Genomic DNA, 26,694 nt, shown 5'->3' with positions numbered 1-26,694 from the left:
ACAAATTAAACAAAGGAAAATTCCATGAAAGTTCTCTTTCTTAAAACGGCTGTTTTTTCCCTGATTGCCGCAAATGCCCTGGCTGGAACTTCACCATCATTGGTTTGCGGCAAAGACATCGCTATCTACACTCAAAATGAGGTGTTTAAGTATCACTCCTCCTACAGACAAGGCCAAATAGTTAATGCCTCCATGGAGCTTGGCGAAGTGACTGTTGTTCAAGGAAACAGTTCTGCCATTATGGTTAAAACTCAGGAAGCTGAACGCAACTGGGGTGGCCTTGGTAAAGCAAAAGGTTTTGGCTACTATTCAGTCCCAGGCAAACTGCATTTGGATTTACGTAATACGGTTGATAACTACCGAATCTTCTTGGTAGACGAACGAACTGGTCAGGAAATCGAGTGCCGCGGGCAAGGCGATTGTTGTTAGCTTGATCTAGGTAACAGGGTTCCCTTTTTGGGATGTGCCGCGAAAGAAAAGGGAGCCAAGCGGCTCCCTTTTCTATTTTCTACCCAATGCAACTACATCACTCCGCTAACGGATAGAATCTCCCAGCATGGGAAAGCACTGGACGATATGGTGGAAAACCAGGAGGATGATTTTTTCTTTTCCGAGTCGATGACTCTTTTTTCACCGAACAAGCCCAAACGTTCCATCGTAATTCAGGCGCTCTTTGCAAAATTTGTCGAATTCATATTCATCAATTGAACCTACATTTTTCAACAATGAATTCAAAAACACCCTTCTTGCTGTTCATGCTGTTGATAATTTGCTTTGGGTGCATTTGGTACACAACTTGAAACCAAAGTTCGTCATGTAAACAAGGAGAAAACATGACGAACACAAAAGGTAATCACTTAAGAACAATAATGATGGGTACGTTGCTGCTTGCAGGCTCGGTGGGCCAAGCACAGAGTTCATCATATTATAATCAAGCTCCCCACAGCACCAACGAAGACTTGGAATGCTATCTTGCAGGTGGGGTTTTAGCGAAAGGCGTTTGCGTTGCCGCAACAGTTACCGGACAGGTTGCAGCAGTACTAAATAATGATCTTCGCAAACACGGCGGCAATGAAACGTCAGTTGGAGATACCGTCATTCAAGGTGATGCAAAGGTTTCCAAGAACTTTGCCAACTCGCGAATCAAACAGATCTTTATCACAGTCAGTGCAATCCCTAAAAATCAAGTACTTGACTATAACGAGAAGGATCGCCGGAACTTTCACAATGCCAATCGCATGCGCGCTGACGGCTATGTTGATCGCCCTTGGTTCTTGGGTGCAATTGGTGCAAATATCGATATTAGCAAATCCCAGGATGTAACAATCCTAGCTGGAAGCTTTGCAGCCAGTGGACTATCACCCTTGGAAGGAAAACCAAGTCGCTATTATATGACGGCACCTTACGGAATTCAGGTCCGCTACGATCAAGGTATTCAGGTTAATTATGAACTGAAGGAAGAGTTAGACCGGGTACTCCTTGCGTCCTTCTCGGTGATTGATGGCGACGGTATCAAAGGTGAATCTAATGTCACTCCATTTGACTCCCGTGCAAACTCATATCCATCAGCAGCTGGTACGATGGAAATGCGAATCACAAATGCACTTCGCAAAGTTTATGCTAAAAGCTCTCCCTACTTGAAAAATCATGACCTTTATATTGGTGTGACAGGCGCTCGTGGCGACACCGGCAGCTATCCTAATCAAAAGCGCGTGCAAGATGATCTGACAACTTACCTGGGTTACATGTTCACATCCAGCAAGGGCCAGGCGGAGGTTCGCGTATTTAGATCACAATTCGTACGAAACCCAGAAGGTAACGGTGATGGTACTCATACCAAACTTGTGAACTCAAATGCGACGGGTGCGGAAATCGCCTACCGAGGTTTGGAAACTGACACATGCACTTGGGACTTCTACTACAACCAACACGTTTTTGATTCAGAGTCGAACGACGGCGAGTTCACTTCTGGCAACGTGAGAGGCCTAAAAGGTTGGACGCTGGGCTCTGCATGCAGGAATCTGTTGGGTGTAAAAAATCTGACTGTCGGTGTTGAGTATGGCGAGGTCACACCGAAATATAAGTCAGGTACAAAAGCGACCACGATGGCTTTCGGTGGCAAACAGTTCAACCTAACGTTCAGTTACAAGTTTGGTTTGAAACGCAACTATAACTAGCTACCAACCCCGTGACCAATTAAAAGAACGGACCATTACCAGCTTAAGCCAATGCTGCCCCCCGAGAGTTCGCAAGGCCTTCGCAGTATGGTCCGTGTTTGAGGACTGATCCCAACATTTTGAACCCAGTCAAAAATGACTGGTTAGTAACTTGCAGCCATTCATGACATTGAATAAATGCAGGGACATGGAAATTGCAAGAACGCGTCTGTTTTGGTTCAGTCTATTTATTGGAGTTTTGTGCCTGAACTGGTTTCAATTGCTGACACCGAAAATGGAAAACATTGAAGTTGTCCGTCCCAATCTGGTGACCGAGTACAACGCTCCGACTTCATTGATTATGAAAGACTACAATCCCGACGAGGGGGGACTTTTCTGGATAAAGTTTAAAACCAGTGCCTCTTACTTGCCGGATTTTTTAAACTTAAAACACCTTCGACTTAGAACTTTGAGCTGCATTAACAGCCTCTCCACTGACAGCGTTAGTTGGAAACTCCCCACTTCACCCGATATCCGCTGTAATAACGAACGCGGCCTGCCGCTTTATTCAAGCACGAATGTCCTTGGCAAAACCACAACCTGGAATTTGACCGGTGACTCCTTTGGCGGAAGCTTTGGTTTTTATCTGGATAAAGACTGGAGTGCGCCCCCTTTAGTTTTCGGTATGATCATCCTTTGTCTCGCCTTGGCCGGAATGTTGTGGGCAAAGCTTCCCGTTGATAGTGATCGCTGGAAGATCCCGGTGATCAGCATTTTTATCCTGGCCTTTCTCCTGCGCTTTTGGACCACACAAATCGCCATGCCACCAGAGATGTTTCTATTCTCGGACATGGCGGCCTACTTTCATCGCGGGATACAAATGCTTCGTGGATCCTTCGATGCAGGCCAGACATTTCAACCTATCGGATACACTGTCTACGGTCTGCTATTAAGACTTGCAGGAGATTGGGAATTGCACAAATGGGTCAGCATCTTTGTTTCCATGGGCACAGTGCTGCTGGCTTATCTATTGGTGCTGAAAAACTTTGGTAAAGCTGCCGCATTTCTGACCTTGCTGTTTGTCGCACTGGACGTCCCGCAAATCGGATTCACCGCGCGCTATATGGCAGAATCCCCTTATAGCTTTTTAATAATGGCCACACTGTGGTGGATTATGAAGGCCTTGGAGTCTTCGCGTATGCGCGACTACTTCATCGTGGGAATTTTGATGATGGTGTCGTTCTATTTCAAGGGCAACCATGCGTTCTTCATTCCGGCATTCAGCTTATGGCTGTTGTATCGTGAACGTGCTCAATTTAAAAACGCCGTTTTGAAAGTCTCGATGATGGCATTGGGCTGCCTTTTGGTCATGACTCCCCATCTGGCATTTACCAAAATCGCCTACAACCAAATGCAATGGGGCCCCACTGCCGGCGCATTGAATTTTGTCGAGGGAAAATGCCCTTGGAAGAACAACGCCGACTCCTCGGGCTCTTCGTGGATGTCACCTCTCTTCGTCACTTTAAATGAAACTGCTTTCAAAAAATGGGATCGCCCCTTCACCGATCAAGCCTACTTTTGGAAGGCTGGCGCCGAATGTGTTCGTGAAAATCCTTGGGTGATGGTCGAGAGTCTGCGTTTTATTAACTACTTATTCTATGGCAACAGCACTTGGCCCATCTCGGGATCCAAGGTTGGATTCATGTACGACATTTGGGCACCGGTATTTGAATGGGGATTGTTGCCATTGGCATTGCTGGGCGCCCTGGCCTTTGCCCGCCGTCGCAATAACTACGCCGAGGTCAGCGCCTTACTTATGCTGACGATCTTTTTCACCGTTTACATTTTTAAATCAGAAAATCGTTTCCGCGCTCCTTTTGACGGAGTCATTCTGATGTGGAGCAGCCTCGGCATCGTCTTCATCATCGAACGTATAAAGGCAGTCGTAAGAATATTTGAAACTCCGACTGCAATCGAAAGCAAAAGCTCTTAACCACCCTTGCTGCCGTGCGGAACCGACATCGGTTCTGCATTAAGTTATGTAATGTTTAGAAACTGGCCCCGAGAGTGTGGCGAACTAATTCTACTTCTTTCTTAAACCCAAAGGACTTCAATTATTTACGACCTCTGCGCCCGCACGAAGCGGTAAGTTCGCGCAGTGAGGCCCGGATGGCCGTGTCGTAAATAATTGAAGTCCTTTGGGTTTATGAAAGTTTGGGATACTGGCCGCCACACTCTCGGGGGCCAGTTTTCGATTTTCTATTTTGTGACTTCCCAGAAGGAACCTTCTGGCGTATCGCTCACAGAAATGTTCATCGCCACAAGCTTGTTACGAAGTTCATCTGACTTAGCAAAGTCTTTATTCACTCGAGCTTGCCCGCGCTCAGCAACAACCGCATCGACATCAGCGCGTTTGATACCGGCTTTATCCAATAACATGTCATCCAGCTTAATCAGGAAATCATGAGCCGGCTCTTGGAACATCGCCAGCATCGAGCCCATTTTTTTGATAAACTGACTGAACACCAAGGCCTTGCCTTGGATCGCAGGATTGGCCTTCATGCCGCGACGAACTTGGCTGTTGAACTGGCGAACCACTTCGAACATCGACGCAAATACTTCAGGCGTTCCAAAGTCATCATTCATCGCCGACTCTACTTTTTTCCAAGCTTCGTCCGTGATTTTAGCAAAGCCCGCATCCACTGCTGTCACTTCGGGCGTCAGATAGCTTTCTGCCATGGCCATTGCCGAATACACACGGGCCAAGCCAGAAATAGCACGCTCCACCGCCGCATCACCGAACTCACTCATCGTGCGATAGTGCACGGATTGAATCATCCACTTGTAGATCTCAGCATTATACATCGCCACGAAATCACGCAAAGAAACTATGTTGCCCAAAGATTTTGACATCTTCTGACCACCAAAGTTCAGCATGTTATTGTGCATCCAGTATTTTACGAAGTGTTTGCCAGTGCAGCCTTCAGATTGCGCGATCTCATTTTCATGATGCGGGAAAATCAAATCCATACCGCCGCCATGAATGTCGATCTGATCACCGAAGATGTTCTTGATCATCGCTGAGCACTCAATATGCCAGCCAGGGCGTCCCGGCCCCCACGGAGACGGCCAGGAAATCTCGCCTGGTTTTGCAGACTTCCATAAAGCGAAGTCCATCGGTGAACGTTTTTTCTCGTCCACTTCCACGCGGGCTCCCGCCAGAAGCTCATCTGTATGACGACCAGAAAGTTTGCCATAGTCTTTGAAGGTTTCGATCGAGTAAAGCACGTCGCCTTGCGCTTCGTAGGCCACTTTTTTGTCGATCAGTGTGCCGACCATGGAAAGGATGTCTTCCATGTGCTCTGTCACCTTAGGGTTCATATCATGCGCACGCAGCCCCAAGCTTGCGAAGTCTTTCTTGTATTCAGCGATATACTTCTCAGAAACTTCAACTGGTTTCATGCCCAGTTCATTGGCTTTATTGATGATTTTATCATCTACGTCTGTGAAGTTCAGCGCATAGGTTACTTTGTAACCCAAGTACTCCAACCAATTACGAACCATATTAAACACAACCGGCCCACGGAAGTTACCCACATGCAGAAAATTGTAGACCGTCGGTCCGCACACATACATCTTTACGTGCTTCGGATCATAGGGAACAAACTCTTCGGATTGTCGTGACTGAGAGTTGTAAATCTTCAAAGACATTGCTTTCGACCTTTACGCCAAAGTTGCCAGGGCTTTTTCGGCGCGGGCTACTAGGGATTGCTTTTTCATCAGTGGCACCAGGATTTTTAGTTCAGCACCGTGTGGTTGTCCGATGACCGCCACGCGGATGGGTTGGAACAGGTTTTTACCTTTAGCGCCGGTTTTATTTTTTACTTCGTCCTGGATTTTCAGGAACTCTTCTTCGCTCATGTATTCAGAGCCGTGGGCTTGAACCAATTCTTTCCATGCAGTCAGCACGGCTTTCGTCGTTTCAAGCTTCATCACTTCTTCAGCGTCTGGCTGAATCACGTACGAGTTGTCGTTCAACGGACGATACAAAGTGATCGCATCGGCCAATACTTCCATATAAGGCTTAAACAAATTCAAAGACTTGTCCTGCCATACCGGATCCGAAGGCAATTGCATATTTTCGCGAGCCAGGAACGGCTGAATCGCTTTCCACAACTCTGCATTTGGCAAAGCACGCAAGTGCTGCGCATTCATCCACTTGAATTTCACGCGGTCAAAGATCGCGCCCGATTGATTTAAACGAGAGATATCAAATGCAGCAACCATATCGTCGACCGACATGATCTCCTTACCTTCAGGATGTGACCAACCAAGAAGTGCGATAAAGTTCAACACTGCAGAAGCCAGGTAGCCTTCGTCTTTTAGCTGACCGCAAGCCACAGCACCTTTACGTTTGGAAAGCTTTTGACGGTCTTCATCCAAGATCAAAGCCATATGGCCAAATTGAGGCGCCTTCCATCCCATCGCTTCGTAAATCATCAACTGACGAAGAGTGTTTGGCAGATGTTCTTCCGCACGGAAGACGTGGGACATTTTCATCAAATGATCATCCACCACACAGCAGAAGTTATAAACCGGCATACCACCGCCACGCAGAAGAACGAAGTCACCCACCATGTCAGATGGGAACTTCACTTCACCGCGAACGATGTCGTTAAAGATGTAGTCTTTTTTAAGATGTTTGGTTTTAAAACGCACCACCGGTGGAGTTCCGCCCTCTGCCATTTTGGCTTTAGCTTGATCCAAAGTCCAATCAGCGTAAGGAGACTGAATGTGTGGCTGCCCGCCTGCTTTCATTTGAGCTTCACGTTGCACTTCAATTTCCGCATCCGTCAGGAAGCAGTAATAAGCTTTGCCCTCGGCCAGAAGTTGTTCAGCGATTTGCTTGTAAATGTGCATGCGTTCGCTTTGCTTATAAGGACCATTGGGACCTTGATCTTTCAAAGTCACAGGATCTACGCCCTCTGCCCACAAAAGATTCAACCAGACCAAATCGTCGACCACGCCACGCAAAGATTCCTGAGTGGAACGAGCCTCATCCGTGTCTTCAATACGCAGAATGAATTCACCGCCGTTTTTCTTGGCGAATAGATAATTGTACAAGGCAGTTCTCGCGCCACCAACGTGCAAGTAACCCGTCGGAGAAGGTGCAAAACGAACGCGAACAGGATTGGAAATCTGTGAGGACATGAATCGGCTCCAAAAATGAAAAAAGGCCCGGAAATTCCGAGCCTTAAACCTAATATGAATTTTTAGAATCGTCCAGAATTAACCAGTGATACCGAAGATCGCTTTCACTTCTTCTTCGTTGAAAAGCTCAGCTTCAGATGTCGCCAATGTAAGCTCTTTCAAAAGCAAAGAACGTGCAGCATCAAGCATCTTGCGTTCACCGAAAGAAAGCTCTTTATCTGCTTTCAAAAGGAACAAGTCGCGCAAAACTTCAGCGATTTCGAACACAGAACCCGTTTTGATCTTTTCCATGTATTCGCGGTAACGGCGATTCCATGTTTGATTGTCGATTTTAACGTCTTTTTCTTTCAAAATGCCTACAACACGAGCAGCTTCATCTTTGGAGATGATGGGACGAAGACCCGCTGATTTAACGTTTGTAGTTGGGATCATGATTTTTAGGCCCGTATCTACCAACTGCATGTTGTAGAACGAGATTTTAGTTCCAAGCATCTCTTTCGTCTCGATCGCGACCACTTTAACTACGCCGTAGCCAGGATAAACTGCATTATCGCCGATATTGAACGTGAGCATCAGGAAACCTCCACTTATAGCCACTTATAACCGTGGTAGTTCTATCAAATTTGACACGAGTTATCAAATCTGAGCAGCGCATTGGAAAAGATTTCAGTGCTTTTTAAACGAAAAAAGCCCCGTCAAAAACGGGGCTTTTGATAAATGATTTCAAATACTTAATCAAATATCGTTCAAACTATAAACAGATCTACTTCACGCTAAAAACAAGAGCGTAAGGCTGACGACCACCGTTTTTACCGGCAGGAACGTTCGCACCCTTAACCGTCAGCTTGTAGTCGCCGGCCGGTAAAGTCATTTCAATCATCTCAGCATTGTTGATGTGATCGTTCATGGAAACTGCTCCATTTGGACCCGTCAAAACCAAGTCCAAGTCATTTACCAATGCTTTGGAAGCATTGGCGGAACCAGCTGCATCAGTCCAAACCAAGTTCGCATATAATTTGCCGGAACCAGAAAGTTTGAAAGTGTAGTCTTCGGATTGATTTGTCGCCAAACCATCACGGTCATCCACAACGAAAGTGTTTTTCATCATTTGAACCATGTTATCCATGTTCACACGACCGTAACCCTCATCAGAGTTTGGTCTGCGAGTCAGGATTTCCTGACCACGAGCTGCGCCCACCTCACCGAACTGACCTGGGTACATATCATCCGCAGAGTGCATGATCATTGCTTTCATCACAGCTGCTGATGGATTTTGCACGCCCCATTTTTCAACCAACATTTGACGAGCGATCGCCACTGCACCCGCTGTCAGCGGAGTCGCCATGGATGTACCACCAGACCAAGCGTAATCATCATTGTAAGCGCCCCATAGAGGAGATGCGTCTTTGATGTGAGAACGGTTGGAAAGAATGTTTGTGCCTGGAGCCACGATTTCAGGCTTCACACGGCCATCCAAAGTTGGACCACGGGAAGAGAACATCGCGATACCGTCTTCACGGTCCGACATCATGGAAGAGAAAATCGGCTCTGCAGACCAAACTTCAGCCGCTGCACGAAGCTTGCTGACTGGAACCTGGATACCACCGGTTTTAGTTCTGTTTTTGGAAGCGCCCACAGTCAAAACGTTTTTCGCTGTGCCTGGAGTTCCGATAGAACCACCGTCGATACGACCGTCTTTGTTCATATCCACACCGCTGTTACCAGCCGCGAAGATCACAAGCATGTCTGGATTGTTGGACATCCACTCATCCACTTGCACGGCCATACCGTCGTAAGCACCGAAGTTCTTCACTGCACCCCATGAGTTGGAGTGAACACGAGCACCATCGTTGTTTGCTTTATCAAACAAATCCGCAAGCTTGGAAGGAACACCTAAACCATTAAGCATCTTGGACCACATACCCTCTGCAACCATCATTGCATCGTATGCGCCACCTTTAAGGCGACCGCCTGAAGCTGTCCCGCGAGACATGATAGAACCCGCAACGTGAGTTCCGTGACCCATTGGATCTTCCCAAGTTCTGGACCACAAACCGAAGGCATAACCTGATTTTACCGCACCGGAAAAGTCAGAAGCGATTTGGTTGATGTCACCAGAATCCAAACCCGTATCCGCCATGGAGACAGTTTGACCACGACCGGTCAAACCCAAGTTCCATGCAGAATCGAATTTCATAACTTGAGTTCCAGTTTCGTTACCAGTGATGTCTGAATAATCACCAGCACCTTTTGTCGCCATATTCATTTGTTGATCCAATGGGAAATCCATTGTCGTGATCACTGGCGTGCTTTGCACGTGCTCAACACCCGTCAAATTTGCGATGTTGTAGATTTGTGCGCGAGAAACCAAGGCAACGATAGACTTACCGTTAACAACTTGAAGTTCTGCTTTCATTTTTTTCAGCGCTGAAACAACGGACTTGGCGTCTGCTGCTTTGAAAAGCTGAATCAAAACACTTTGAGATTGATCTTTATTAAATACGCTTACAGGCATGATATCACTGCTGATTTTATATTGAGCGTGATACTTGATGACCGCATAAACACCCGGGTGAGTTTGACGGAAAGAATTCAAATCCGCAAACGATCCGCGCACAACCAAAGCATCATCCGGGAAATAGCCGAACACTTCAAAGCGAGCTTTTAGGGCTGCGCGATCCTTGGCAGTAATTTTATTTGAAAACTGAACGATATAGTCGCTGACCGATTGGTCTTGAACCAATGCCACTGCTTGAGCTTCCATTCCAGGATTTACTGTTCCTGAATTAAAACGCAACAAGCTCCCTGCGTAGACTGGACTTGCAACCGAAGCCACAAGTGCTGACGTAACCATAAGATGAGTCCATCTTTGCATAAATTCCCCCTCTGCGGAAAAATTCCATCATGATGAACTCTCAGGTGTAAAGAACTTAACTGTATTTATTAAAGTTGATGCGCCATGACGGCTAGAGAAAGATTCCCTGTCATCCGACCTTTTGAGTTCATTCCGAACTCAGCTTCTTGATTATCAGGAGCGAAAACCTGTGTGCGCTCAGAGATCTTTTTCTGCCCACGAACGCGCTTCGTCACAGTCACATCCATATACAAACCAGCCTTGCTGTTTTGCTTGGACTTGCGAGCCATCACTTCGACGATCGTTTCGCTTTGTCCGTCGTCAGAAAACTCGCTGATGTAAGCTTTTTTTCCGGACTTGGTCACTGTGTTGATTGAAATAGGAGAAGATCCTTTAAGACCCACGCGCATGTTAACTTTATATTGAGGAACAGCAGCTAATGCCGCCGAAGATATAAGAATAGAAGCAGCCATCATGCTGATGAAACACTTATTCATTTTGAACACGTCCTTGTGTACTAGAAGCCGAAATCCAAACAGCTCTAACAAAAGGATAGGGTAAATATGTTTCCCAAGGCAAGCGGCAAAAATTATATTTTAACACAGCGCTATTTCGCTGCGGCAAAACTTTGCAGAGCCTCCTCAAGTTTCAAAACCTCCTCCCGCAACGGCTCAAGACGCTTTTCCAAATCAGCCAGCGCCTGCTCTTTCAGATTTTCATAACCGCGACGGCTTGAAAACTTCCAGGCCGGGTGCTGACGACAGGCGCTGAAGCTTTTCTTAAGATCTTCAAACTCCTCTTCCAGTAAAGCCGTACTTTGATGAATCTCATCCACGGTCAGGTCATTCAACTGCCCCAACTCCGCCCGACAGACCAACTCGATCCGCTTCAGCGATTCCAGATTTTGTTCAGCAAACACATCTTGAACCCGCTGCCATTTAACTGAAGCCCATTGCTGACGCTCAAAAGTTTCACCCGTCTGTTTATCTGGATGCAAGATGCGCATTAACTTCTGATACGTATCACGCAGCTCCCCTGAACCTTGAGTCTGCTGGTCTTCAAGGGCCTCTTCGCGTTCGTTTTCTGCGATGATTCTTTGCATGAACTTTTTCAGATGCAGAGGCATGTTACGGAGATATCTTTGTTGATAGGCTGGGTTGGCGGTTTTCCAGACGCGCCCCAAAAGACGCCAATCACCACACTTCATGGCAATCTGCAGACTCTCCCTGAAAAGACGGTATCCAGCCAGAGGCACCTCCATATGCTGAACCATCTTTCCATCATCGATATCATTCAGATAGTGATACACCGACCGAGCCCGGCGCTTAAGCCCGCTCAGTAAAGAGTCGTCCTTGAAAAAGACTTCTGCAAAATCCACCGCAGCACTTTCAAGCGGTTTCCGACTTTCAGAGGACAATCCTGAATCCAGAGTTGCCGCATGGAAACGACTCTTGCGAAGGTTGTCGATGACAAACTTCCAGACATCATCGCCGGCTTGGTACTGCCCCTCTTCCTCTTTCAGCATATTATAGGCCTGGTGCCGGGAAACCTTGGAGGTTGCAGCCACATGATTCAAATGAACTTCAAAAGTCGTCAAAATACGATGACGCTTTTCCAGCATTTCCAACTCTTGAAGCTCTTCACGGAAAGTCAGTGCATGCCAGTCCTGATACATGGTTTGATCACAAAGCAAAAAATCAGCATGATCTTTTTCAAGTCTGCGAATTTTCCTGATCAGCTCTGATGAAGCAGAAAACAAGTCTTTGCGTATTTTTTGATCATCTGCCACCGAGGGAAATAGCGGCACATGCGGATTGCTTAATCCGTCGTCAACGTTGTGTAAATCATGATGCATAAGGGGTGATTCACTATCACGCCTCTAAACTTCGCGGAATAAAAAACTCGTATTTGCTTTTCGATTAGGCAATGGAGGCCAAAGCCGCCGGACCGTGTTCGCGCAATAACTCCTGCTTCATCGGGCGATTATCCGGCCACACCAGAGATGGATCTTTTTTAAGCACTTCAAAAGCCGCTTCACGCGCCATCTGCAAAAGCTCCATATCACGAACCAGATTGGCCATTTTAAATCCAGCAAGACCGGATTGGCGGGTCCCCATGAATTCACCCGGGCCGCGCATTTCCAAATCGAATTCGGAAATCTTGAATCCGTCGGTGGTTTTTTCCATGAATTCTGTGCGCTGTTTGCCTTCTTCAGAAACCGCATAGCCCATGATCAAAATACAAAAGGACTTGTGCTCCCCCCGACCGACACGACCGCGCAATTGATGAAGCTGCGACAAACCAAAACGTTCGGCATGTTCGATGATCATGATATTGGCATTGGGAACGTCGACACCGACTTCGATCACTGTGGTGGAAACCAGAACTTGAATCTCCTGACGACGGAATTGGTTCATCACCGCATCTTTTTCGTCGGGCTTCATTTTTCCATGAAGCAGACCAAAGGTGACTTTAGGAAATTGAACTTTAAGCTTTTCGTACTCTTCCACCGCGTTTTTCAGATCGATCTTTTCAGACTCTTCCACCAGCGGATAGACGAAGTAGGCCTGTCGGCCTTTTTGCAATTGCTCCAGCATAAACTGCAAGGCCTGCGCCCTTTTGTTTTCAAAAATCGCGCGGGTTTGAATCGGACTGCGTCCCGGAGGCATTTCATCGATAATTGAAACATCCAGATCACCATACACGGTCATAGCCAATGTTCTAGGAATCGGAGTTGCCGTCATAATCAGGAAATGCGGCGAATTGCCTTTGTTTTTCAGGATGCCCCGTTGTTCAACACCAAAGCGATGTTGTTCGTCGATAATCGCCAGGCCCAGGTTTTCAAAGCGCACTTCTTCTTCAATCAATGCATGCGTGCCGATAATCAAATCGGTCTCGCCGCTGGCCAGATCTAAAAGAACCTGCTTGCGCTCTGCTGTTTTGGTTTTACCAACCAGCAAAGACACGGTGATCCCCAAAGGTGCCAAAACTTTTTGTGCGTTCTTATAGTGCTGTTCCGCTAGGATTTCGGTTGGCGCCATCAGGCAGGATTGAAAACCGCTTTCAGCGGCGTAAACGGCCGCCATGAAACTGACCAGAGTTTTACCACTGCCCACGTCACCTTGAACCAGACGATGCATCGGATGGCCTTTTTCAAGATCATTTTTGATTTCTGCAAAAACCCGTTTCTGCGCACCCGTTAAAGGAAATGGCAGTGATTTTTCCAAGGCCGAAAGTTTTTTGCCCTCGTTTTGGATCAATGGCGCGGCTTCTTTTTGGAAGCCGGTTTTTTTGGCTGCAAGAAATAGCTCCAACCAAAAGAATTCCTCGAAAATCAAGCGACGTTGGGCCGCACTTTTGAATTCCGTGTATTCCTGCGCTTTGGAAGGATTGGGATTATGAATTTCAATCAGCGCATCTTTGCGCGCCTTCAGATCGTATTTTTCACGCATCCACTTGGGTAAAGTCTCTTCCGGCCATTCTTCGATTTGTGCCATGCCGGTGCGAACCAGTTTCATGATTTTCGCTGTCGCCAAGCCTTCGATTTCTGTGTACAGCGGAATCAAAGCGTCCTGATTTTCCTCTTCAGGATCGATGTCACGAATATCGGGATGATGAAATTCGATACGGCCGCGATACTCGGTGACTTTCCCCACCACACGCACTTCGGAAAACGGTTTAAAGCGTTCGAAGTAACCTTTGTAAGGAACACGGAAGTATTTGCAGTGAATCTGCCCCGAGGCATCGCGCACCACCACATCGTACATCTTTCTGGAAGAGCGCCCCATGTTCACGCCATGAACAGAAACTACCGTCGCTTTGATGCTGACAATGTCATTAGGTCTAAGACTTGCGATATTGCGCGCGGCACGCTGATCCTCGAAAGCTCGAGGATAGAACTCAAATAGATCCCGCAAGGTTTTTAAACCTTTACGTGCGAACAAGTCCCCCAGTTTGGGACCCACTCCTTTGAGATACATGATTTGCGTGTCGAGACGAAGTGCCATGGCACTTCTGAGTATTGCGGGTTTTGACTTTAAGTCAATGGATTAAGGACTTGTCGACTCAGTGACGACAGGCTGATCCATCCTCATCATTTCATAGACAGCCTTTTTATTTGCTTCCTGTTCCCGTTCATAGAGTTTCTGCTTCAAATCCGTCGCACCATCAGCAACAAACTGCATCATGATCGCGGAGCCGATGGCCGATTTTTTCGCCTCCGACATTTGAAAGCTTGTGTAACCATGCTTGCCAGCAACAGTTTTTAAATAATCTGACCTGTTTAAGTTTGCATTTTGAATGTCCGCGATGGAAGCGTCCTTGACCCTTTTGGGAATCTTGGGGTTTGCCTGAATCATAGCAATGGATCGATCCCGCACTTCCTGGGGAACTGCCTGCAAGAAATCCCATTGACTGCTCATCGCTTCAAATTCCGCCTGCAGTCGTGAGTTCACTCCTCTTGGCCGCTCCAGTTTTTCTATTTTCTGTTCCAATTTACTTGCCAGATGGCGTGTTATGAAAGAGGTGCGTTCCGGATATTGAACGACATGCTCAAACTCATGCGCCAAGGTCAGATAGTGGTTTACGGGAACTTCGACATAGTCACTGCCGATCAATATTTTCTGAGTTAGAATATTGTACTGCCCCTTGGAGCCTTTTGTATATTGAACATCACCCATGACGTTATCTGCATGATTCTTAAGATATGAATCCAGGTTGGCTGTTCTCATCTCGTAGTATTTTTCAAAAACCGCCTGCGCCTTTTGCTGGTCCGTCAGATTTTTGTCAGCCCAAATACCGGCCGTACTACTTTTGAATTTCTCCACATCAATCGTGGATCCACTCATGACATTCTTAGCAATGTGATCATCACGCTTGGCCGCTTTCGCAATACGTTTACTGTCTGAAGCGTGCAACAATCCGGCTATTTTTTTAATTTTTAAAATCGCAAGCCCCGCCGCCAAAGGATCTAAAACAGAGGCTAAAGCATAACATCTGGCTTCCCACACTTTTTCCGGTCTATAGCAGGCTGTATTCCCCATCCCCGCAGCCGTAATCACGTCCTCAACCAAATCATCAACGGATCTTGTGGGAGCAGCTGGATTCCCCGACCACGGCTCTATCCAAGTATCTGTGGTGTTTCCATTTTTCGCGCGCTTACGAAGTTTCTCCTGAAGCTTGCGATACAATGTTTTGGCACTGTAACCATTTAGATATACCTGATTTTGCACATCATCCGGGCGCAATTTTGGATCCCGGGTTCCTAGGATTTCTTCAGGGGTAAATAGATCCGCATAAGGCCCCAGCATTTCGATTTTACATTCGGGACTGACACATTTTTTGAAAAAGTCTTCGCGGGCTTTAACTTCCGGCGAAATTTTGGAACTTCCCACGACGAAATCAATCGCCCCCTTCACCAAATCGACAGAACTATTCCACGCACCATCAGCGCAGGATTCTGCAAGTGAGGCTATTTTAACCGGCACCGGGCAAACTTCTGCGGGATCGCAAATGCGTTTTGATTTCTTCGCATCGGGACGATCCTTAAACCATTCGTCACACTTTGCGGCTTTCATTTCAAGCTCACAGGACTGGATGGTGGCTTTCAGATGCTCCCGCGGTCCCACACAACTTTTAGCGGAGAATGTTTCACAGGACATTTGCGCCTGTACAATTGACGGCATCAAAAACGACAAAAATAGCCAAAGGACAGAAGTGAATTCGACTCTCATAGTGAACTGTTCGGCATGCTAACGTTGCTTCAATAGATAAAACTTATTGTTACCATCGTTGTAACCATTCGACTCAGTTTGGTACTTTGTGAGGAGCCTTCGGGGGCCTTGAGCTGGACCAAGGGCCATAGTTAAAATGCGCAGCGGATTTTATTCCTAAGGCAGTAATTTGCTGGCAGAATTTCCCTATGACAGACACTCAGTATTTCCGCATACGTTTAAGCACGATCCGCCCTGACAAAGTTACAAGTTTTGATATTTTTGTGCAGGTCGATGGCAAGTATATTTTGTATCTTCGTGCTGGCGATAAACTGTCTGATGGAAAGATTTCCCGTCTGCATGCCCGTGACACCGGTGATTCCTTCTTTGTTCGCATGGAGGACAAACAGAACTACCGCGACTGGGTGAAAGAAGAAATGAATTCCGACAAGCTGGATTCTTTTGAGAAAGCAAAAATCCTGCGCGAGTCCTCTGTCGCATTGATGGAAGATCTTTTTGAAAATCCGGATGTAAACAAAGCACTGGATGAGTCCCGCCCGATCATCACGGACTTTATTGACCTTATGGAAAACGCTCCAGAGGCGATGGGTTTCATGATCTCTTTGTCAGGCCATGATTTCTATACCTACAACCACTCACTGGATGTCAGCATCTACTCTTTGGGTTTGGGAAAAGCCCTGGGTTATTCTCCGAAACAACTTGAAGAACTGGGCGTAGGCGCTCTTTTCCACGACATCGGTAAACGCAACGTCAGCCTGGACATCCTTTGCAAAAAGGGCGGCTTGACGGATGCTGAGTGGGAGCAGATGAAAATGCATCCCCAATATGGTCTAGTTATCCTGAACAACCACCCGAACATCTCAGATGCCATTAAAGCGGCCTGCTTTGAGCACCATGAGTCCTGGTCTGGGAATGGTTACCCCCAACAATTGATAGGTGACGAGATCCACCCGTTCGCCCGTATCGTGGCTATTACCGATACATACGATGCAATGACAACTCAACGCTCATATAATGTCCCACTTACGCCGATAGATGCTGTGACCATGATGAAAGAAAAGCTGGCGGGTCGTTATGATCCCGACATGCTGAAGGCACTGTATTCAGTACTTTTTAAAATTAAAGCAGCGTAGGACACATGAAACACATTTGGTATTCACTCGTTTTGATCGCATCAATTCCACTGATCGCTTTGGCTATTGAACCAACAAATCCTCCAGGGGTTTGTGATCGCTTCATTGGTGAATCCGAAGCCAAAGCCTGCCAGGAAAAAATGCAAAACAATCAAAACGTCGACTGGTACGCCGTTACAGTTTGCAATCTGCAAAAAGACGATCAACAGTTCTGGAAGTGCTTTGACTCCATTCAGAATCAGGCCTTCAACCCAGGCTCCCTGGATAAATGTGGCGAAGAAACCGAAATGACAGATGCCCAACGTCTCAGCTGCATGGATTCGGCCCGTTCCGATCGTAAACCGGCATCGCAAAACGCAAATTATCAATCCCTTAAAGTCAAAAAAGGCAAATAGCCCTCCGAAAGTGTCAAAAATTGTGACACCTTGAGGAAGTTTTTCCCTTCCCTCGAGAGCTACTCCCAAGAGATTGAATTCTTTGATAAAACCCTAGGTGATGAAAACTTGGGGTCTTTTTTTACAAACCATCGTTGTGACATTTGCGCTTTCCGGGTGCGGCTATGCTCTGGAAGAGATGGGTTTGTTCAAGGCCGGAGAGATTATTTTAAAAACTCCCAAGGTGAATGAGTTTTCCGAATCTCTGATCGACTACTACGTTGTTAGCAACACCGCACTTAAAACCTGCCTTGACTGCCACTCCAGCAAAGCACCAATTCTGGATAGCGAAGCAAAAGTCTATGAGTATCGCGAAGACATCATGGCCACTGTTGAGACTGGCGACATGCCTCCACAACGCAAAGGTTATAAGCCACTGACGGAGTGTGAGTTGCAGATTCTGCGCTCTTATTTCGATAACAAAACCAACCAGCGCCCCCCTCAGCGTGTGAAGGAATTGTCTGCTTGCGCTGACATCCCAGCACCTGCGCCGACTGCAACGCCGTCTCCAACGGCATCGCCAATTCCTCCTGCACCTCCGATGCCTCCTGTTCCGCCTGCTCCACCGGCTCCTCCCGGGCCACCGGGACCGCCGACGCCACCAGGTCCGCCTCCGGCGCCAGGTGAGCCAACACCGGCTCCGCCAGAAGCACCCGTCCCCAATCCACAACCGGATCTGGGACAATTGGAATTAAGCTATAAAAATCTGCGCATGGCCTTCTACGATGCCAAATGCTTGAACTGCCACAGCAGTTCTGCGGCTCGCCCGAAGGATCCGATGCTGGATTCCATCGCGAACATCCTGCTTGCGAAAGATTATGCGAATCTTCCGATCGCTGTTCCTTATAAAGGATCCGAAAGTCTGCTATATAAAATCACAGTGCCCGGTCTTACCGACAGCATCATGCCCCCGGCACGAACGAAGATGCAACTGACACCGGCCGAAGCGGATTATCTAAAACGCTGGATCGACGCTGGAATGCCAGAGTAAAGTCTGGCGCGGTCATTGTTCCTTCACAGTTAATGCAAAGTTGAAGTGCGGCTTTTGGAATAGCTTCTAAAATGAAGTCATGAATAAAAAGCGCTTACCTTGGTGGATATGGATTGTGTGCTTTGCCATTTTCCATATCAACACACAGCTAAACATCCTCTATATAGCGACAACCGGAACATCGTTTTTTAACTTTCCCGTGGCATTCGCAATTCCCATGACTTTGTGGTGGGGCCCCGGTGTGCTGGTGCCATTATTTCTGAATGCCACCGTCAGTGCTCCCTTATGGGGAGCCACCAACCCTCTGTTTTTTCCCGTCCATGCTCTCCCCGAAACACTGCACGTCTTTTTAGCCTGGATTCTGGTCAAAGAAAGATTCCGACATGATGTGTGGAGCCCCACACCTAAAGGCATCAGTCTTTATACTGTGTATGGAATCATTATTCCGTCCATACTGCTGACTCTGGGAGTTCAGGGAATTTTATTGGGTGCCGGTGTCATCACCCGTGATCAGTTTCTGTGGACCAGCGTTTTGAATGTCATCGGTAACTTCATGAGTGGCGTGGTAATTTCACTTCCTATTTTGATTCTGCTGACCCCTTGGCTAGAGAAAAAAAGACTCTCCCTGTTCCCGGCAGAAGACATCGAGATGCGCTGGTTTCACCATCTGTCCCAACGCGAAAAAATCGTTATGTTCTCTTTGCTGGCCATCAGTTTGGCGCTGAGCTTGAAAATACCCCTGACTCAATCCTGGTATGCCTATGGAATCATCGTTCTATTTTGTGCAAGTTGGTACGGCTTAAAGACCGCGATTCTGGTCAACACCTGGGTGGCATTTTTAGCTTTAGCCTTACCAGTGGCGATGGGAAATCCCTGGCCCCAGGACTTCTCTGCGATTCAAACTCCAGCGACACTCGTGACTTTGTGCTTTTCAGCTTTGATGGCTGGTGCAGCAGTCTCTGGATTGACTGACAAGATCGACCGATTGCGCTTTACTGAACAAGAACTAAAAACCGCCAAGGAAACAGCCGAAGAAGCCTCCCGCGCAAAATCAGACTTCCTGGCCCGAATGAGTCATGAAATTCGCACACCACTGAATTCGGTTCTGGGCATGCTGGAGCTATTAAAGGAAACCAACCTCAGCAAGGATCAGGAACGATATCTGACTTTGTTCAGTCATGCCGGAGAAAACCTGAAAGCTTTAATCAATGACCTGCTGGATTTTTCAAAAATTGAAGCCAAGGCCTTGTCCATCGAAAGCACGACTTATAACTTACACAGCACCGTGCGCTCTGTTTTTGAAATTCTGCAAATCAAAGCCGAGGAAAAAGGTCTTAACTTTCAATTGCAAATAGATCCCCAGGTCCCACTGTATCAGCGCGGTGATCCCACCCGTTTACGTCAGGTTCTATTTAACCTGATTGGAAATGCCCTGAAATTCACCGAAGAAGGTGAAGTTGAAATTTATGTGGGCGTGGAAAATCCAGACTCCGCGGAAGCACAACTGTTATTGGAAATCCGTGATACCGGCATCGGTATTCCCCGCGACAAACAAAGCAGTCTTTTTTCTCCGTTCTTCCAGGCGGAAGACACCACCACACGACGTTACGGCGGCACCGGACTGGGGCTGGTCATCTCCAAAAATCTGGTGGAGATTATGGGAGGAAAGCTGGAACTTCGCAGCCTCTCAGGGCGCGGCACCACTTTCAGAATACTGCTTCCACATCGTCCCGAAACTGTGGCGGCCACCGAAGTCAAACCCACCACGGCACCCAATTGGGCCGAACAATTCAAAGGCAGAGTGTTTTCCTTGCTGCTGGTTGATGATTCCCAGGACAACCGCCTGCTGTTAACTCACTACTTAAAAAATCAACCGTTCACATTTACCGAAGCCGTGAATGGCAAAGAAGCCGTTGATAAATTCAAAGAAGGAAAATTCGATTTCATTTTCATGGATATGCAGATGCCCATTATGTCTGGATACAAAGCCACAGAGTTGATCCGTCACTATGAAAAAGAGAATCGACTGGGCCACACACCGATCATCGCCCTGACGGCCACCGCAGTCCTTGAGGACTTACAACGAACCCTGGTCGCTGGTTGCGACATGTATATGGTGAAACCGGTTAAGAAAGCGGAAGTTTTGGATACTTTGACTCACATCCTGACCACGAAGCTTCCAACCAGAGAAGCCCCTAAGGAGCGACCACCGGAGCCGCCCTCTTTAAATATCTGAACATTCAGGTCAGCACGCACTCTGTGCTGATCTTGCAGTTCCTGATAAAAAGCCTGCTCTGTTTGCAAATCAAGAAATTCACAGACGATGGTAAAATCAGAATCAATCGGACGATGGTATTCAATCACGCCTTTGGCGATGACGATGTTTTCCGTGTCGATATGATAAGCTTTCAGCCCGGCCAAAACCAGGGCATAGGCGCTAAGAACTCCAGTCGCATAAAGGCTTCCACCGAAGGCCGTGCCTTTGTGATTTAAGTTTTTTTCCAGCGACACATTGAAGACAACTCGATGGGAATTCAGTTCTGCGACTGTGATTCCCAGGTGTTCATAAAGTTTGATTTTGTCAGACAGTACTTGAATAAAATCCTGAGCGTCTATTTCCATTGCTCATAGCCCCCGGCAAAATTCACACTTTGACGGTAGCCCATTTCACGCAATGCAAAGGTCACAGCTCCGGAGCGCACGCCGTGATTGCTGATCACCATAATGATTTTATCCTGGGTGATCCCTTTGGATTCCAGCTTTTTAGCAAGGTCTTTGGAAACTGCGTTGGATTCGGTAAAGAACTCTTTCCACTCAAGTTGCACGACGGGTGTCTTTACATTCTTATATTTGGACAGGTTATTGATGCCGTACTCTGCAGAAGAGCGCACATCCAGAATCACAACTTTGGACTTGGCTTCGTTGAAGTTCATTCCAAACAAAGAACTTACCGGCAGATCCATGGCTTTTTTGCTTTTCTTTTTACCGGTCATTTTCAGCGGCGAAAGCTTGTGAGTCGCATAGGCTTTGAAGTTTTTTGAATCAATGAACAAAGACTCATCCACCACGGGCTTCCACATTGGTTTGTTTTTAACCAAGGGCTCGTCGCCTTTTGGATTCATGGATCGCGCCACCGTGTACAGTGCCGTGTGAACGTTCTTTACACCCAAGACTTCCAAAGTCCAAGCGATACGCCCTTCCTCACCAGCTCCCAATGATCCTTTACCCAGAATCACGACTTTTGAATCCGGATCAATTCCAATCAAAGACAAACGACGGGCAATTGCAAACAAATCATCCTGAAGGACGCCACGGGAGTTAGGATCCTGGGAGGAAAAGTCCTCCCAACGAACATTGATCGCACCCGGAACATGAGAAAGGTTGAATTCAAACGGAGGACGAACATCCAAAATAACCGGACTCCCCTCCATCAGTCTTTCCGGAGCCCCAACCACACCCGTTTCAGATGTGACAATCGTGGGTTTTGTTTGGCAGGAAACAACCGCTAAAAACAACGATAGGATCAAAATAAAAATACGCATATATCCCCCAAAAGGCCCACAACAAGTGGTCATCAAGGTACCAGATGCAAGGCGCGAAGAGGAAGGCGTACTCCTCGTACGCCGACGACGAGCAACGCCGTCAGCTGGTGCCTTGAGGGCCGCTTCCACTATCCTACTTAGTTATCCTCATGGTAGGGAAGAAAATAATGTCTCGGATAGACGGTCTGTCTGTCAGAATCATTACGATACGTTCAATACCCAAGCCTACACCCCCTGTTGGAGGCATACCTGCATCGATGGCCAACAAGAAATCTTCATCCATCGGATGAGCTTCTTCGTCCGTACCACGAGATGCTTCTTGTTCTTTCAAACGTGCCAATTGGTCTTCCGGATCATTCAACTCTGAGTATGAGTTGCCGATTTCCATGCAAGCTGCGAATGGCTCAAAACGCTCTACCAGGCGATCATCACCGCGGTGAATTTTCGTCAATGGAGAGATTTCTTTCGGATGATCCATAACAAATGTTGGCTGCCACAAATGTTGTTCCGCTGTCAGCTCGAACAACTCCATGATCATTTCGCCGCGTTTTCCTGGAGCATCCAGGTCGCCGCCCATTTTGTTTACCGCTTCGAAAAGCTCCTGATCAGTTGCCTTATCCGGATCAATCTTCGCGTATTCACGAACACCGTCGTGAACCGTCAAACGTCTCCATGGCGGCGTGAAATCGATTTCCTTACCTTGGTAAGAAACCTTCATGCTGCCCGTGATTTTCAAAGCCAATTGAGAAACAAGTTCCTCGAATTGATCCATTTGATAATTGTAGTCTGTGTAAGCTTCGTAGAACTCAAGCAGCGAGAACTCCGGATTGTGAGTTCTGTCGATACCTTCGTTACGGAAGTTTTTGGAAATTTCGTAAACTTTCTCGAAGCCGCCCACCAAAAGACGTTTCAGGTAAAGCTCTGGCGAAATTCTCATGTACAATTTCATATCCAATGCTTTGTGATGAGTTGTGAACGGAGTCGCCGCTGCACCACCATAGATTGGCTGAAGTGTTGGAGTTTCAACTTCCATGAAACCGCGAGAATCCAGGAATCTGCGGATTTCAGAGATGATTTTAGAACGAGTTACGAAAACCTTGCGAGAATCCGCATCCGTCATCAAATCCAAATGTCTGTGACGGTACTTGATCTCTACGTCTTGCACGCCGTGGAATTTCTCTGGCAATGGTTCGATCGTTTTTGTCAAAATTTCGAAGTGCTTTAGGTAAATGGAGAATTCACCCTTTTGTGATTTGAAAACGTAACCTTCAACACCCACGATGTCGCCAAGGTCCACAAGATCAAATGCGGCTTTTTCTTTCTCTGCCAACTCTTCAGTTTTTACGTAAACTTGAACAGTCCCTGTTTGGTCCTGAACGTTAAAGAAGCAAGCCTTACCCATCGCACGCAAAGTCATCAAACGACCCGCAATACGGTATACAGATTCAGGCTTCTTTTCGCCTGCTTGCAAACCAGCTGCGTGTTTTTCCACGATCTCAGCGATCGCCGTTTTATTTTCAAACGTGTATGGATACGGATTAATGCCCTTCTCGCGAAGGGCGTGTAATTTTTTACGTTTCTCCGCGCGAAGCGCGTTTTCTTGAATCGACATAGTTTCCAAATACCTAAAAAGGCTTAGTTAAGTTTTTTACCGGCAAAAGCTTCCATCACACCTTGAAGAAGAGCGATTGCTTCCTTCTTAGGACGTTGGAATGCATTACGGCCCATGATGGAACCGAAGCCTCCACCTTGTGCCATCTCCTGAACTTCTTTCAGAAGCTCTTCAGTGCCTTTAGCCTCACCACCGGAGAAGATCACGATGCGTTTGCCGTTGAAGCAGGATTGAACCACGTGACGGATACGATCAGTCAGAGTGGAAACTTTGATACCTTGTTCAGCGTAGACTTTTGCAGCCGCTGCTTGCTCAATGTGTGCTGTTGGTGGTTTTACTTTGATGATGTGTGCGCCCAATTGAGCTGCGATGTGTGCAGAGTATGCGATCACGTCGATAGCTGTTTCACCATCTTTAGAGATCTGCTCACCACGAGCGTAAGACCAGATAACCACAACCAGACCCGCTTGTTTTGCCAAGCGAGATGCTTCAGCGATCTCTTCGTACATGGTTTTGCGTTCTGCAGAGCCCGGGTAGATTGTGAAACCGATACCCACGCAACCCAGTCTCAAAGCATCGTCGATGTAAGACGTCACTGCAGAGATTGGCGCTTTGTTGCCGTAAAGAGTTTCAGAGTTGTTGATTTTCAAGATCAATGGAATTTCGCCAGCGTAGTCACGAGACACAGCTTCAATGAAACCAAGTGGTGCTGCATAAGCGTTGCAACCAGATTCGATCGCCAACTCGATATGATAGTTAGGATCATAACCATCTGGATTTTTTGCAAATGAACGAGCCGGACCGTGTTCGAAACCTTGATCCACCGGAAGAATAACCATCTTACCAGTTCCCGCCAATTTACCGTGGTTCATAATACGAGCCAGGTTCGTCAAAACGCCTGGGTTGTCGGATCCGTACCAGCTCAAAATCTCTCTAACTCTTGGTGTCATGTATTCTCCAGAAATGGTAAAAAATGTGAATGCTCAGTCAATTAGCGGGCTCAAAGGTAGTGAACTTTCTAGGGATAATCAACATTCTGACTGAAAATAACACACCCCGCAGTACTGGTCCTTTTCATTAGGGAAGCCGTGGTATAATGTGGGCATCGATTTTCCCAGAGGTACCACGATGAGCACAAACAGAGTTTCCTTCGAAGCCACACCAAATCCAGCGACCATGAAGTTCCTTTTGCACACCAAAGTGGCAGACGAGGGCTTTGATTGTCCCTCTGCGCAAGAAGCAGAGCGCTCTCCGCTGGCGACTAAAATCTTCGGCTTTCCTTGGACCAGCTCCGTTTACGTGGGTTCTGATTTCATCACTGTGACCAAGCAAGACTGGGTCGACTGGGAACTCTTGGCTCAGCCATTGAGTGGCCTTATTCAGGAACACATGGACAGCAAAGAGCCTGTGGTTGTTAAAATCGTTCAGCACACTGATGTTGATGATCCCAACGACTCCCCCATGGTGAGAAACATCAAATCCGTTTTGAATCGCGAAATCCGCCCAGTGGTGGCGTTGGACGGCGGCGATATCGTTTTCAATAAATTCGAAGACGGCAAGCTTTACATCCATATGCGTGGCGCCTGCGCGGGCTGCCCTTCTTCTCAGGCGACTTTGAAAGACGGTATCGAAGTTCGTATGAAAGAATTGTTCCCGGAAATTCATGAAGTTCTTGCGATCTGAGACCATTCACGAGTCTAAATTACTTTTAAAACTTGCCGGTCCTATCATTGTCGGACAATTGGGTCAGAACCTGATCCAACTGGCTGACACTTTGATGGTGGGCGCTCTGGGGCCGGTGGCCTTGGGTGCTTCTGCATTTGCGGGAAGTGTCTATATCGTCTTTTTGATTTTTGGTTTGGGCATGCTCGCTCCGATGACGGCGATGTTTGCTCACGCTCAAGGACAGGATGACCACCCACGCGGTGGAGTGCTCTTGGGGCACAGTCTGATTATTGCCGTCGGGATTGGAGCGGTCATCACCGCAATTCTGATGGGCTTGCTTCCCTATCTGCACATTTTTGGTCAAACGCCGGAAATACTAAAAGCCGGAACCAGTTTTTATAAAATCATCGCGATGTCGATTCTGCCGGCCTTAATTTACCAGGCCTACAAACAATTCACTGACGGGATTGGTCGCACCAAAGTCGCCATGTACGTGATGATTGTTGGCGTCCTTTTCAACGTGGTCGGCAACTGGGTTTTGATTCATGGCCACTGGGGTTTCCCGAAAATGGGTCTGGACGGAGCCGCATGGGCAAGCTTCTGGGCCCGCACGATCATGATGCTGGCGATGATCGCCTACGTGCATCTGCATCCGGAATTTAAACGCTATCTAAAAAATCCGTGGATACATTCCTTTGATCAACAGACTTTGAAAAACATGATTCGCTTAGGGATTCCAAATGGCTTCACTTTCTTTTTTGAAGTGGGCGCCTTTGCATCCTGCGCGGTGATGATGGGTTGGTTTGGAGCGGTGCCATTGGCAGCTCATCAAATCGCCATCAGCCTTGCCTCAACAAGTTTCATGGTGACACTGGGAATCGGCATCGCCTCAAGTATTCGCGTGGGCTTTGAATTGGGCCGCGGCGATTACAAAATGGCTCGTCACGCGGGCCTGACATCCATCATGCTGGGGGGCGCCTACATGAGTTTGTGCGGATTGGGATTCCTGATCCTGCGCCACTGGTTCCCGACTCTTTATGTTTCTGATCCAGATGTTATTGCATGGGCCGCGCAGTTTTTCGTGGTCGTCGCGTTGTTTGAAGTTTTCGACGGCGTTCAGGCTGTTGCCATCGGTGCACTTCGTGGCATGAGTGATACTCAATGGCCGAGTGTGATTGCGTTTTTTGCTTACTGGATTATGGGCTTGCCGGGCGGTTACTTGCTGGCCTTTCACCTGGGGGTCGGACCGGTCGGAATATGGATAGGACTTTTGATAGGACTCATTTTTGCCTCAATCCTACTAACATATCGCTTTCACCGTCTCAGTAAGAGATTCATTGCTTAGTAGTACTACAGTAAGTATT

Annotated in this window: 21 protein-coding genes; 9 read left to right on the top strand and 12 right to left on the bottom strand. The window is 47.3% G+C overall.

Annotation, left to right across the window (positions count from 1 at the left end; translation table 11 throughout):
* Positions 1-24 precede the first annotated feature (24 nt).
* The 3 genes from AAAA73_RS04740 (at position 25) to AAAA73_RS04730 (ending at position 4,149) form a co-directional block, all read left to right on the top strand.
* Complete coding sequence (locus tag AAAA73_RS04740; protein ID WP_340597030.1) at positions 25-429, top strand: hypothetical protein; 405 nt, start codon at positions 25-27, stop codon at positions 427-429.
* A 404-nt stretch (positions 430-833) separates the two neighbouring features.
* The gene (locus AAAA73_RS04735; RefSeq protein ID WP_340597029.1) at positions 834-2,177 is read left to right on the top strand and encodes a hypothetical protein; all 1,344 of its coding nucleotides are present in this window, start codon (positions 834-836) and stop codon (positions 2,175-2,177) included.
* Between the two features lie 187 nt (positions 2,178-2,364).
* The gene (locus tag AAAA73_RS04730) at positions 2,365-4,149 is read left to right on the top strand and encodes an ArnT family glycosyltransferase (protein WP_340597028.1); all 1,785 of its coding nucleotides are present in this window, start codon (positions 2,365-2,367) and stop codon (positions 4,147-4,149) included.
* Positions 4,150-4,415: 266 nt separating this feature from the next.
* Here AAAA73_RS04730 and cysS read toward each other — a convergent pair whose 3' ends face one another.
* The 8 genes from cysS to AAAA73_RS04690 all read right to left on the bottom strand — a co-directional run bounded on the left by cysS (position 4,416) and on the right by AAAA73_RS04690 (position 15,797).
* Positions 4,416-5,867 carry a cysteine--tRNA ligase gene (cysS, locus tag AAAA73_RS04725; protein ID WP_340597027.1) on the bottom strand — a complete coding sequence of 484 codons (1,452 nt, stop codon included), beginning with the start codon at positions 5,865-5,867 and terminating at the stop codon, positions 4,416-4,418.
* Positions 5,868-5,879: 12 nt separating this feature from the next.
* Positions 5,880-7,367, bottom strand: coding sequence for a glutamate--tRNA ligase (gene gltX, locus AAAA73_RS04720; RefSeq protein WP_340597026.1), 1,488 nt, complete (start codon positions 7,365-7,367; stop codon positions 5,880-5,882).
* Between the two features lie 78 nt (positions 7,368-7,445).
* Positions 7,446-7,940, bottom strand: a complete 495-nt coding sequence (locus AAAA73_RS04715) for a CarD family transcriptional regulator (protein WP_340597025.1) — start codon at positions 7,938-7,940, stop codon at positions 7,446-7,448.
* A gap of 190 nt (positions 7,941-8,130) precedes the next feature.
* A complete protein-coding gene (locus AAAA73_RS04710) occupies positions 8,131-10,242 on the bottom strand; it encodes a S8 family serine peptidase (RefSeq protein WP_340597024.1) in 2,112 nt (703 codons plus the stop codon).
* A gap of 68 nt (positions 10,243-10,310) precedes the next feature.
* A complete protein-coding gene (locus AAAA73_RS04705; protein WP_340597023.1) occupies positions 10,311-10,718 on the bottom strand; it encodes a hypothetical protein in 408 nt (135 codons plus the stop codon).
* Between the two features lie 110 nt (positions 10,719-10,828).
* A complete protein-coding gene (locus AAAA73_RS04700) occupies positions 10,829-12,076 on the bottom strand; it encodes a hypothetical protein (protein WP_340597022.1) in 1,248 nt (415 codons plus the stop codon).
* A gap of 64 nt (positions 12,077-12,140) precedes the next feature.
* Positions 12,141-14,228, bottom strand: coding sequence for an ATP-dependent DNA helicase RecG (gene recG / locus AAAA73_RS04695; protein ID WP_340597021.1), 2,088 nt, complete (start codon positions 14,226-14,228; stop codon positions 12,141-12,143).
* Between the two features lie 42 nt (positions 14,229-14,270).
* Positions 14,271-15,797, bottom strand: coding sequence for a hypothetical protein (locus tag AAAA73_RS04690; RefSeq protein WP_340597020.1), 1,527 nt, complete (start codon positions 15,795-15,797; stop codon positions 14,271-14,273).
* Between the two features lie 344 nt (positions 15,798-16,141).
* On the opposite strand from AAAA73_RS04690, the gene AAAA73_RS04685 reads away from it, so the two are divergent.
* The 4 genes from AAAA73_RS04685 (at position 16,142) to AAAA73_RS04670 (ending at position 20,747) form a co-directional block, all read left to right on the top strand.
* Entirely contained in the window at positions 16,142-17,086 is a 945-nt protein-coding gene (locus AAAA73_RS04685; protein WP_340597019.1) for an HD-GYP domain-containing protein, read from the top strand.
* 5 nt (positions 17,087-17,091) lie between these two features.
* Entirely contained in the window at positions 17,092-17,481 is a 390-nt protein-coding gene (locus AAAA73_RS04680) for a hypothetical protein (protein ID WP_340597018.1), read from the top strand.
* 100 nt (positions 17,482-17,581) lie between these two features.
* Positions 17,582-18,511 carry a hypothetical protein gene (locus AAAA73_RS04675; RefSeq protein WP_340597017.1) on the top strand — a complete coding sequence of 310 codons (930 nt, stop codon included), beginning with the start codon at positions 17,582-17,584 and terminating at the stop codon, positions 18,509-18,511.
* Between the two features lie 79 nt (positions 18,512-18,590).
* Entirely contained in the window at positions 18,591-20,747 is a 2,157-nt protein-coding gene (locus AAAA73_RS04670) for an ATP-binding protein (RefSeq protein WP_340597016.1), read from the top strand.
* Here the strand turns inward: AAAA73_RS04670 and AAAA73_RS04665 are convergent.
* The 4 genes from AAAA73_RS04665 to AAAA73_RS04650 all read right to left on the bottom strand — a co-directional run bounded on the left by AAAA73_RS04665 (position 20,669) and on the right by AAAA73_RS04650 (position 24,615).
* Entirely contained in the window at positions 20,669-21,133 is a 465-nt protein-coding gene (locus tag AAAA73_RS04665; RefSeq protein ID WP_340597015.1) for a YiiD C-terminal domain-containing protein, read from the bottom strand. The genes AAAA73_RS04670 and AAAA73_RS04665 overlap by 79 nt on opposite strands.
* On the bottom strand, positions 21,124-22,053 hold the full coding sequence (locus AAAA73_RS04660; protein ID WP_340597014.1) for a sulfurtransferase: 930 nt from the start codon (positions 22,051-22,053) through the stop codon (positions 21,124-21,126). The genes AAAA73_RS04665 and AAAA73_RS04660 overlap by 10 nt, the downstream gene beginning before the upstream one ends.
* Before the next feature lie 133 nt (positions 22,054-22,186).
* On the bottom strand, positions 22,187-23,665 hold the full coding sequence (gene lysS, locus AAAA73_RS04655; protein ID WP_340597013.1) for a lysine--tRNA ligase: 1,479 nt from the start codon (positions 23,663-23,665) through the stop codon (positions 22,187-22,189).
* Positions 23,666-23,688: 23 nt separating this feature from the next.
* Complete coding sequence (locus tag AAAA73_RS04650; RefSeq protein ID WP_340597012.1) at positions 23,689-24,615, bottom strand: class I fructose-bisphosphate aldolase; 927 nt, start codon at positions 24,613-24,615, stop codon at positions 23,689-23,691.
* Between the two features lie 178 nt (positions 24,616-24,793).
* Between AAAA73_RS04650 and AAAA73_RS04645 the strand changes: the two genes are divergently transcribed.
* Both AAAA73_RS04645 and AAAA73_RS04640 read left to right on the top strand, forming a co-directional pair.
* Positions 24,794-25,348, top strand: coding sequence for a NifU family protein (locus AAAA73_RS04645; RefSeq protein WP_340597011.1), 555 nt, complete (start codon positions 24,794-24,796; stop codon positions 25,346-25,348).
* Positions 25,329-26,675 (top strand): MATE family efflux transporter, encoded by a 1,347-nt coding sequence (locus AAAA73_RS04640; RefSeq protein ID WP_340597010.1) that lies wholly within the window; start codon positions 25,329-25,331, stop codon positions 26,673-26,675. Before AAAA73_RS04645 ends, AAAA73_RS04640 begins: the two co-directional genes overlap by 20 nt.
* Positions 26,676-26,694: the final 19 nt, after the last annotated feature.

This window comes from Bdellovibrio sp. GT3, assembly GCF_037996765.1.
In the GTDB taxonomy this organism is placed as follows: Bacteria; Bdellovibrionota; Bdellovibrionia; order Bdellovibrionales; family Bdellovibrionaceae; genus Bdellovibrio.
This window is presented reverse-complemented; position numbering and strand designations above follow the sequence as displayed.

Bases quoted from the DNA above. Each gene is read 5' to 3' on its own strand.
- gltX (WP_340597026.1), bottom strand. From the start codon at position 7,367: ATGTCCTCACAGATTTCCAATCCTGTTCGCGTTCGTTTTGCACCTTCT.
- AAAA73_RS04645 (WP_340597011.1), top strand. From the start codon at position 24,794: ATGAGCACAAACAGAGTTTCCTTCGAAGCCACACCAAATCCAGCGACC.
- AAAA73_RS04730 (WP_340597028.1), top strand. From the start codon at position 2,365: ATGGAAATTGCAAGAACGCGTCTGTTTTGGTTCAGTCTATTTATTGGA.
- AAAA73_RS04650 (WP_340597012.1), bottom strand. From the start codon at position 24,615: ATGACACCAAGAGTTAGAGAGATTTTGAGCTGGTACGGATCCGACAAC.
- AAAA73_RS04700 (WP_340597022.1), bottom strand. From the start codon at position 12,076: ATGCATCATGATTTACACAACGTTGACGACGGATTAAGCAATCCGCAT.
- AAAA73_RS04690 (WP_340597020.1), bottom strand. From the start codon at position 15,797: ATGAAAGCCGCAAAGTGTGACGAATGGTTTAAGGATCGTCCCGATGCG.
- AAAA73_RS04710 (WP_340597024.1), bottom strand. From the start codon at position 10,242: ATGCAAAGATGGACTCATCTTATGGTTACGTCAGCACTTGTGGCTTCG.
- lysS (WP_340597013.1), bottom strand. From the start codon at position 23,665: ATGTCGATTCAAGAAAACGCGCTTCGCGCGGAGAAACGTAAAAAATTA.
- AAAA73_RS04715 (WP_340597025.1), bottom strand. From the start codon at position 7,940: ATGCTCACGTTCAATATCGGCGATAATGCAGTTTATCCTGGCTACGGC.
- AAAA73_RS04705 (WP_340597023.1), bottom strand. From the start codon at position 10,718: ATGAATAAGTGTTTCATCAGCATGATGGCTGCTTCTATTCTTATATCT.
- AAAA73_RS04660 (WP_340597014.1), bottom strand. From the start codon at position 22,053: ATGCGTATTTTTATTTTGATCCTATCGTTGTTTTTAGCGGTTGTTTCC.
- AAAA73_RS04685 (WP_340597019.1), top strand. From the start codon at position 16,142: ATGACAGACACTCAGTATTTCCGCATACGTTTAAGCACGATCCGCCCT.
- cysS (WP_340597027.1), bottom strand. From the start codon at position 5,867: ATGTCTTTGAAGATTTACAACTCTCAGTCACGACAATCCGAAGAGTTT.
- AAAA73_RS04740 (WP_340597030.1), top strand. From the start codon at position 25: ATGAAAGTTCTCTTTCTTAAAACGGCTGTTTTTTCCCTGATTGCCGCA.
- AAAA73_RS04640 (WP_340597010.1), top strand. From the start codon at position 25,329: ATGAAGTTCTTGCGATCTGAGACCATTCACGAGTCTAAATTACTTTTA.
- recG (WP_340597021.1), bottom strand. From the start codon at position 14,228: ATGGCACTTCGTCTCGACACGCAAATCATGTATCTCAAAGGAGTGGGT.
- AAAA73_RS04665 (WP_340597015.1), bottom strand. From the start codon at position 21,133: ATGGAAATAGACGCTCAGGATTTTATTCAAGTACTGTCTGACAAAATC.
- AAAA73_RS04735 (WP_340597029.1), top strand. From the start codon at position 834: ATGACGAACACAAAAGGTAATCACTTAAGAACAATAATGATGGGTACG.
- AAAA73_RS04675 (WP_340597017.1), top strand. From the start codon at position 17,582: ATGAAAACTTGGGGTCTTTTTTTACAAACCATCGTTGTGACATTTGCG.
- AAAA73_RS04670 (WP_340597016.1), top strand. From the start codon at position 18,591: ATGAATAAAAAGCGCTTACCTTGGTGGATATGGATTGTGTGCTTTGCC.
- AAAA73_RS04680 (WP_340597018.1), top strand. From the start codon at position 17,092: ATGAAACACATTTGGTATTCACTCGTTTTGATCGCATCAATTCCACTG.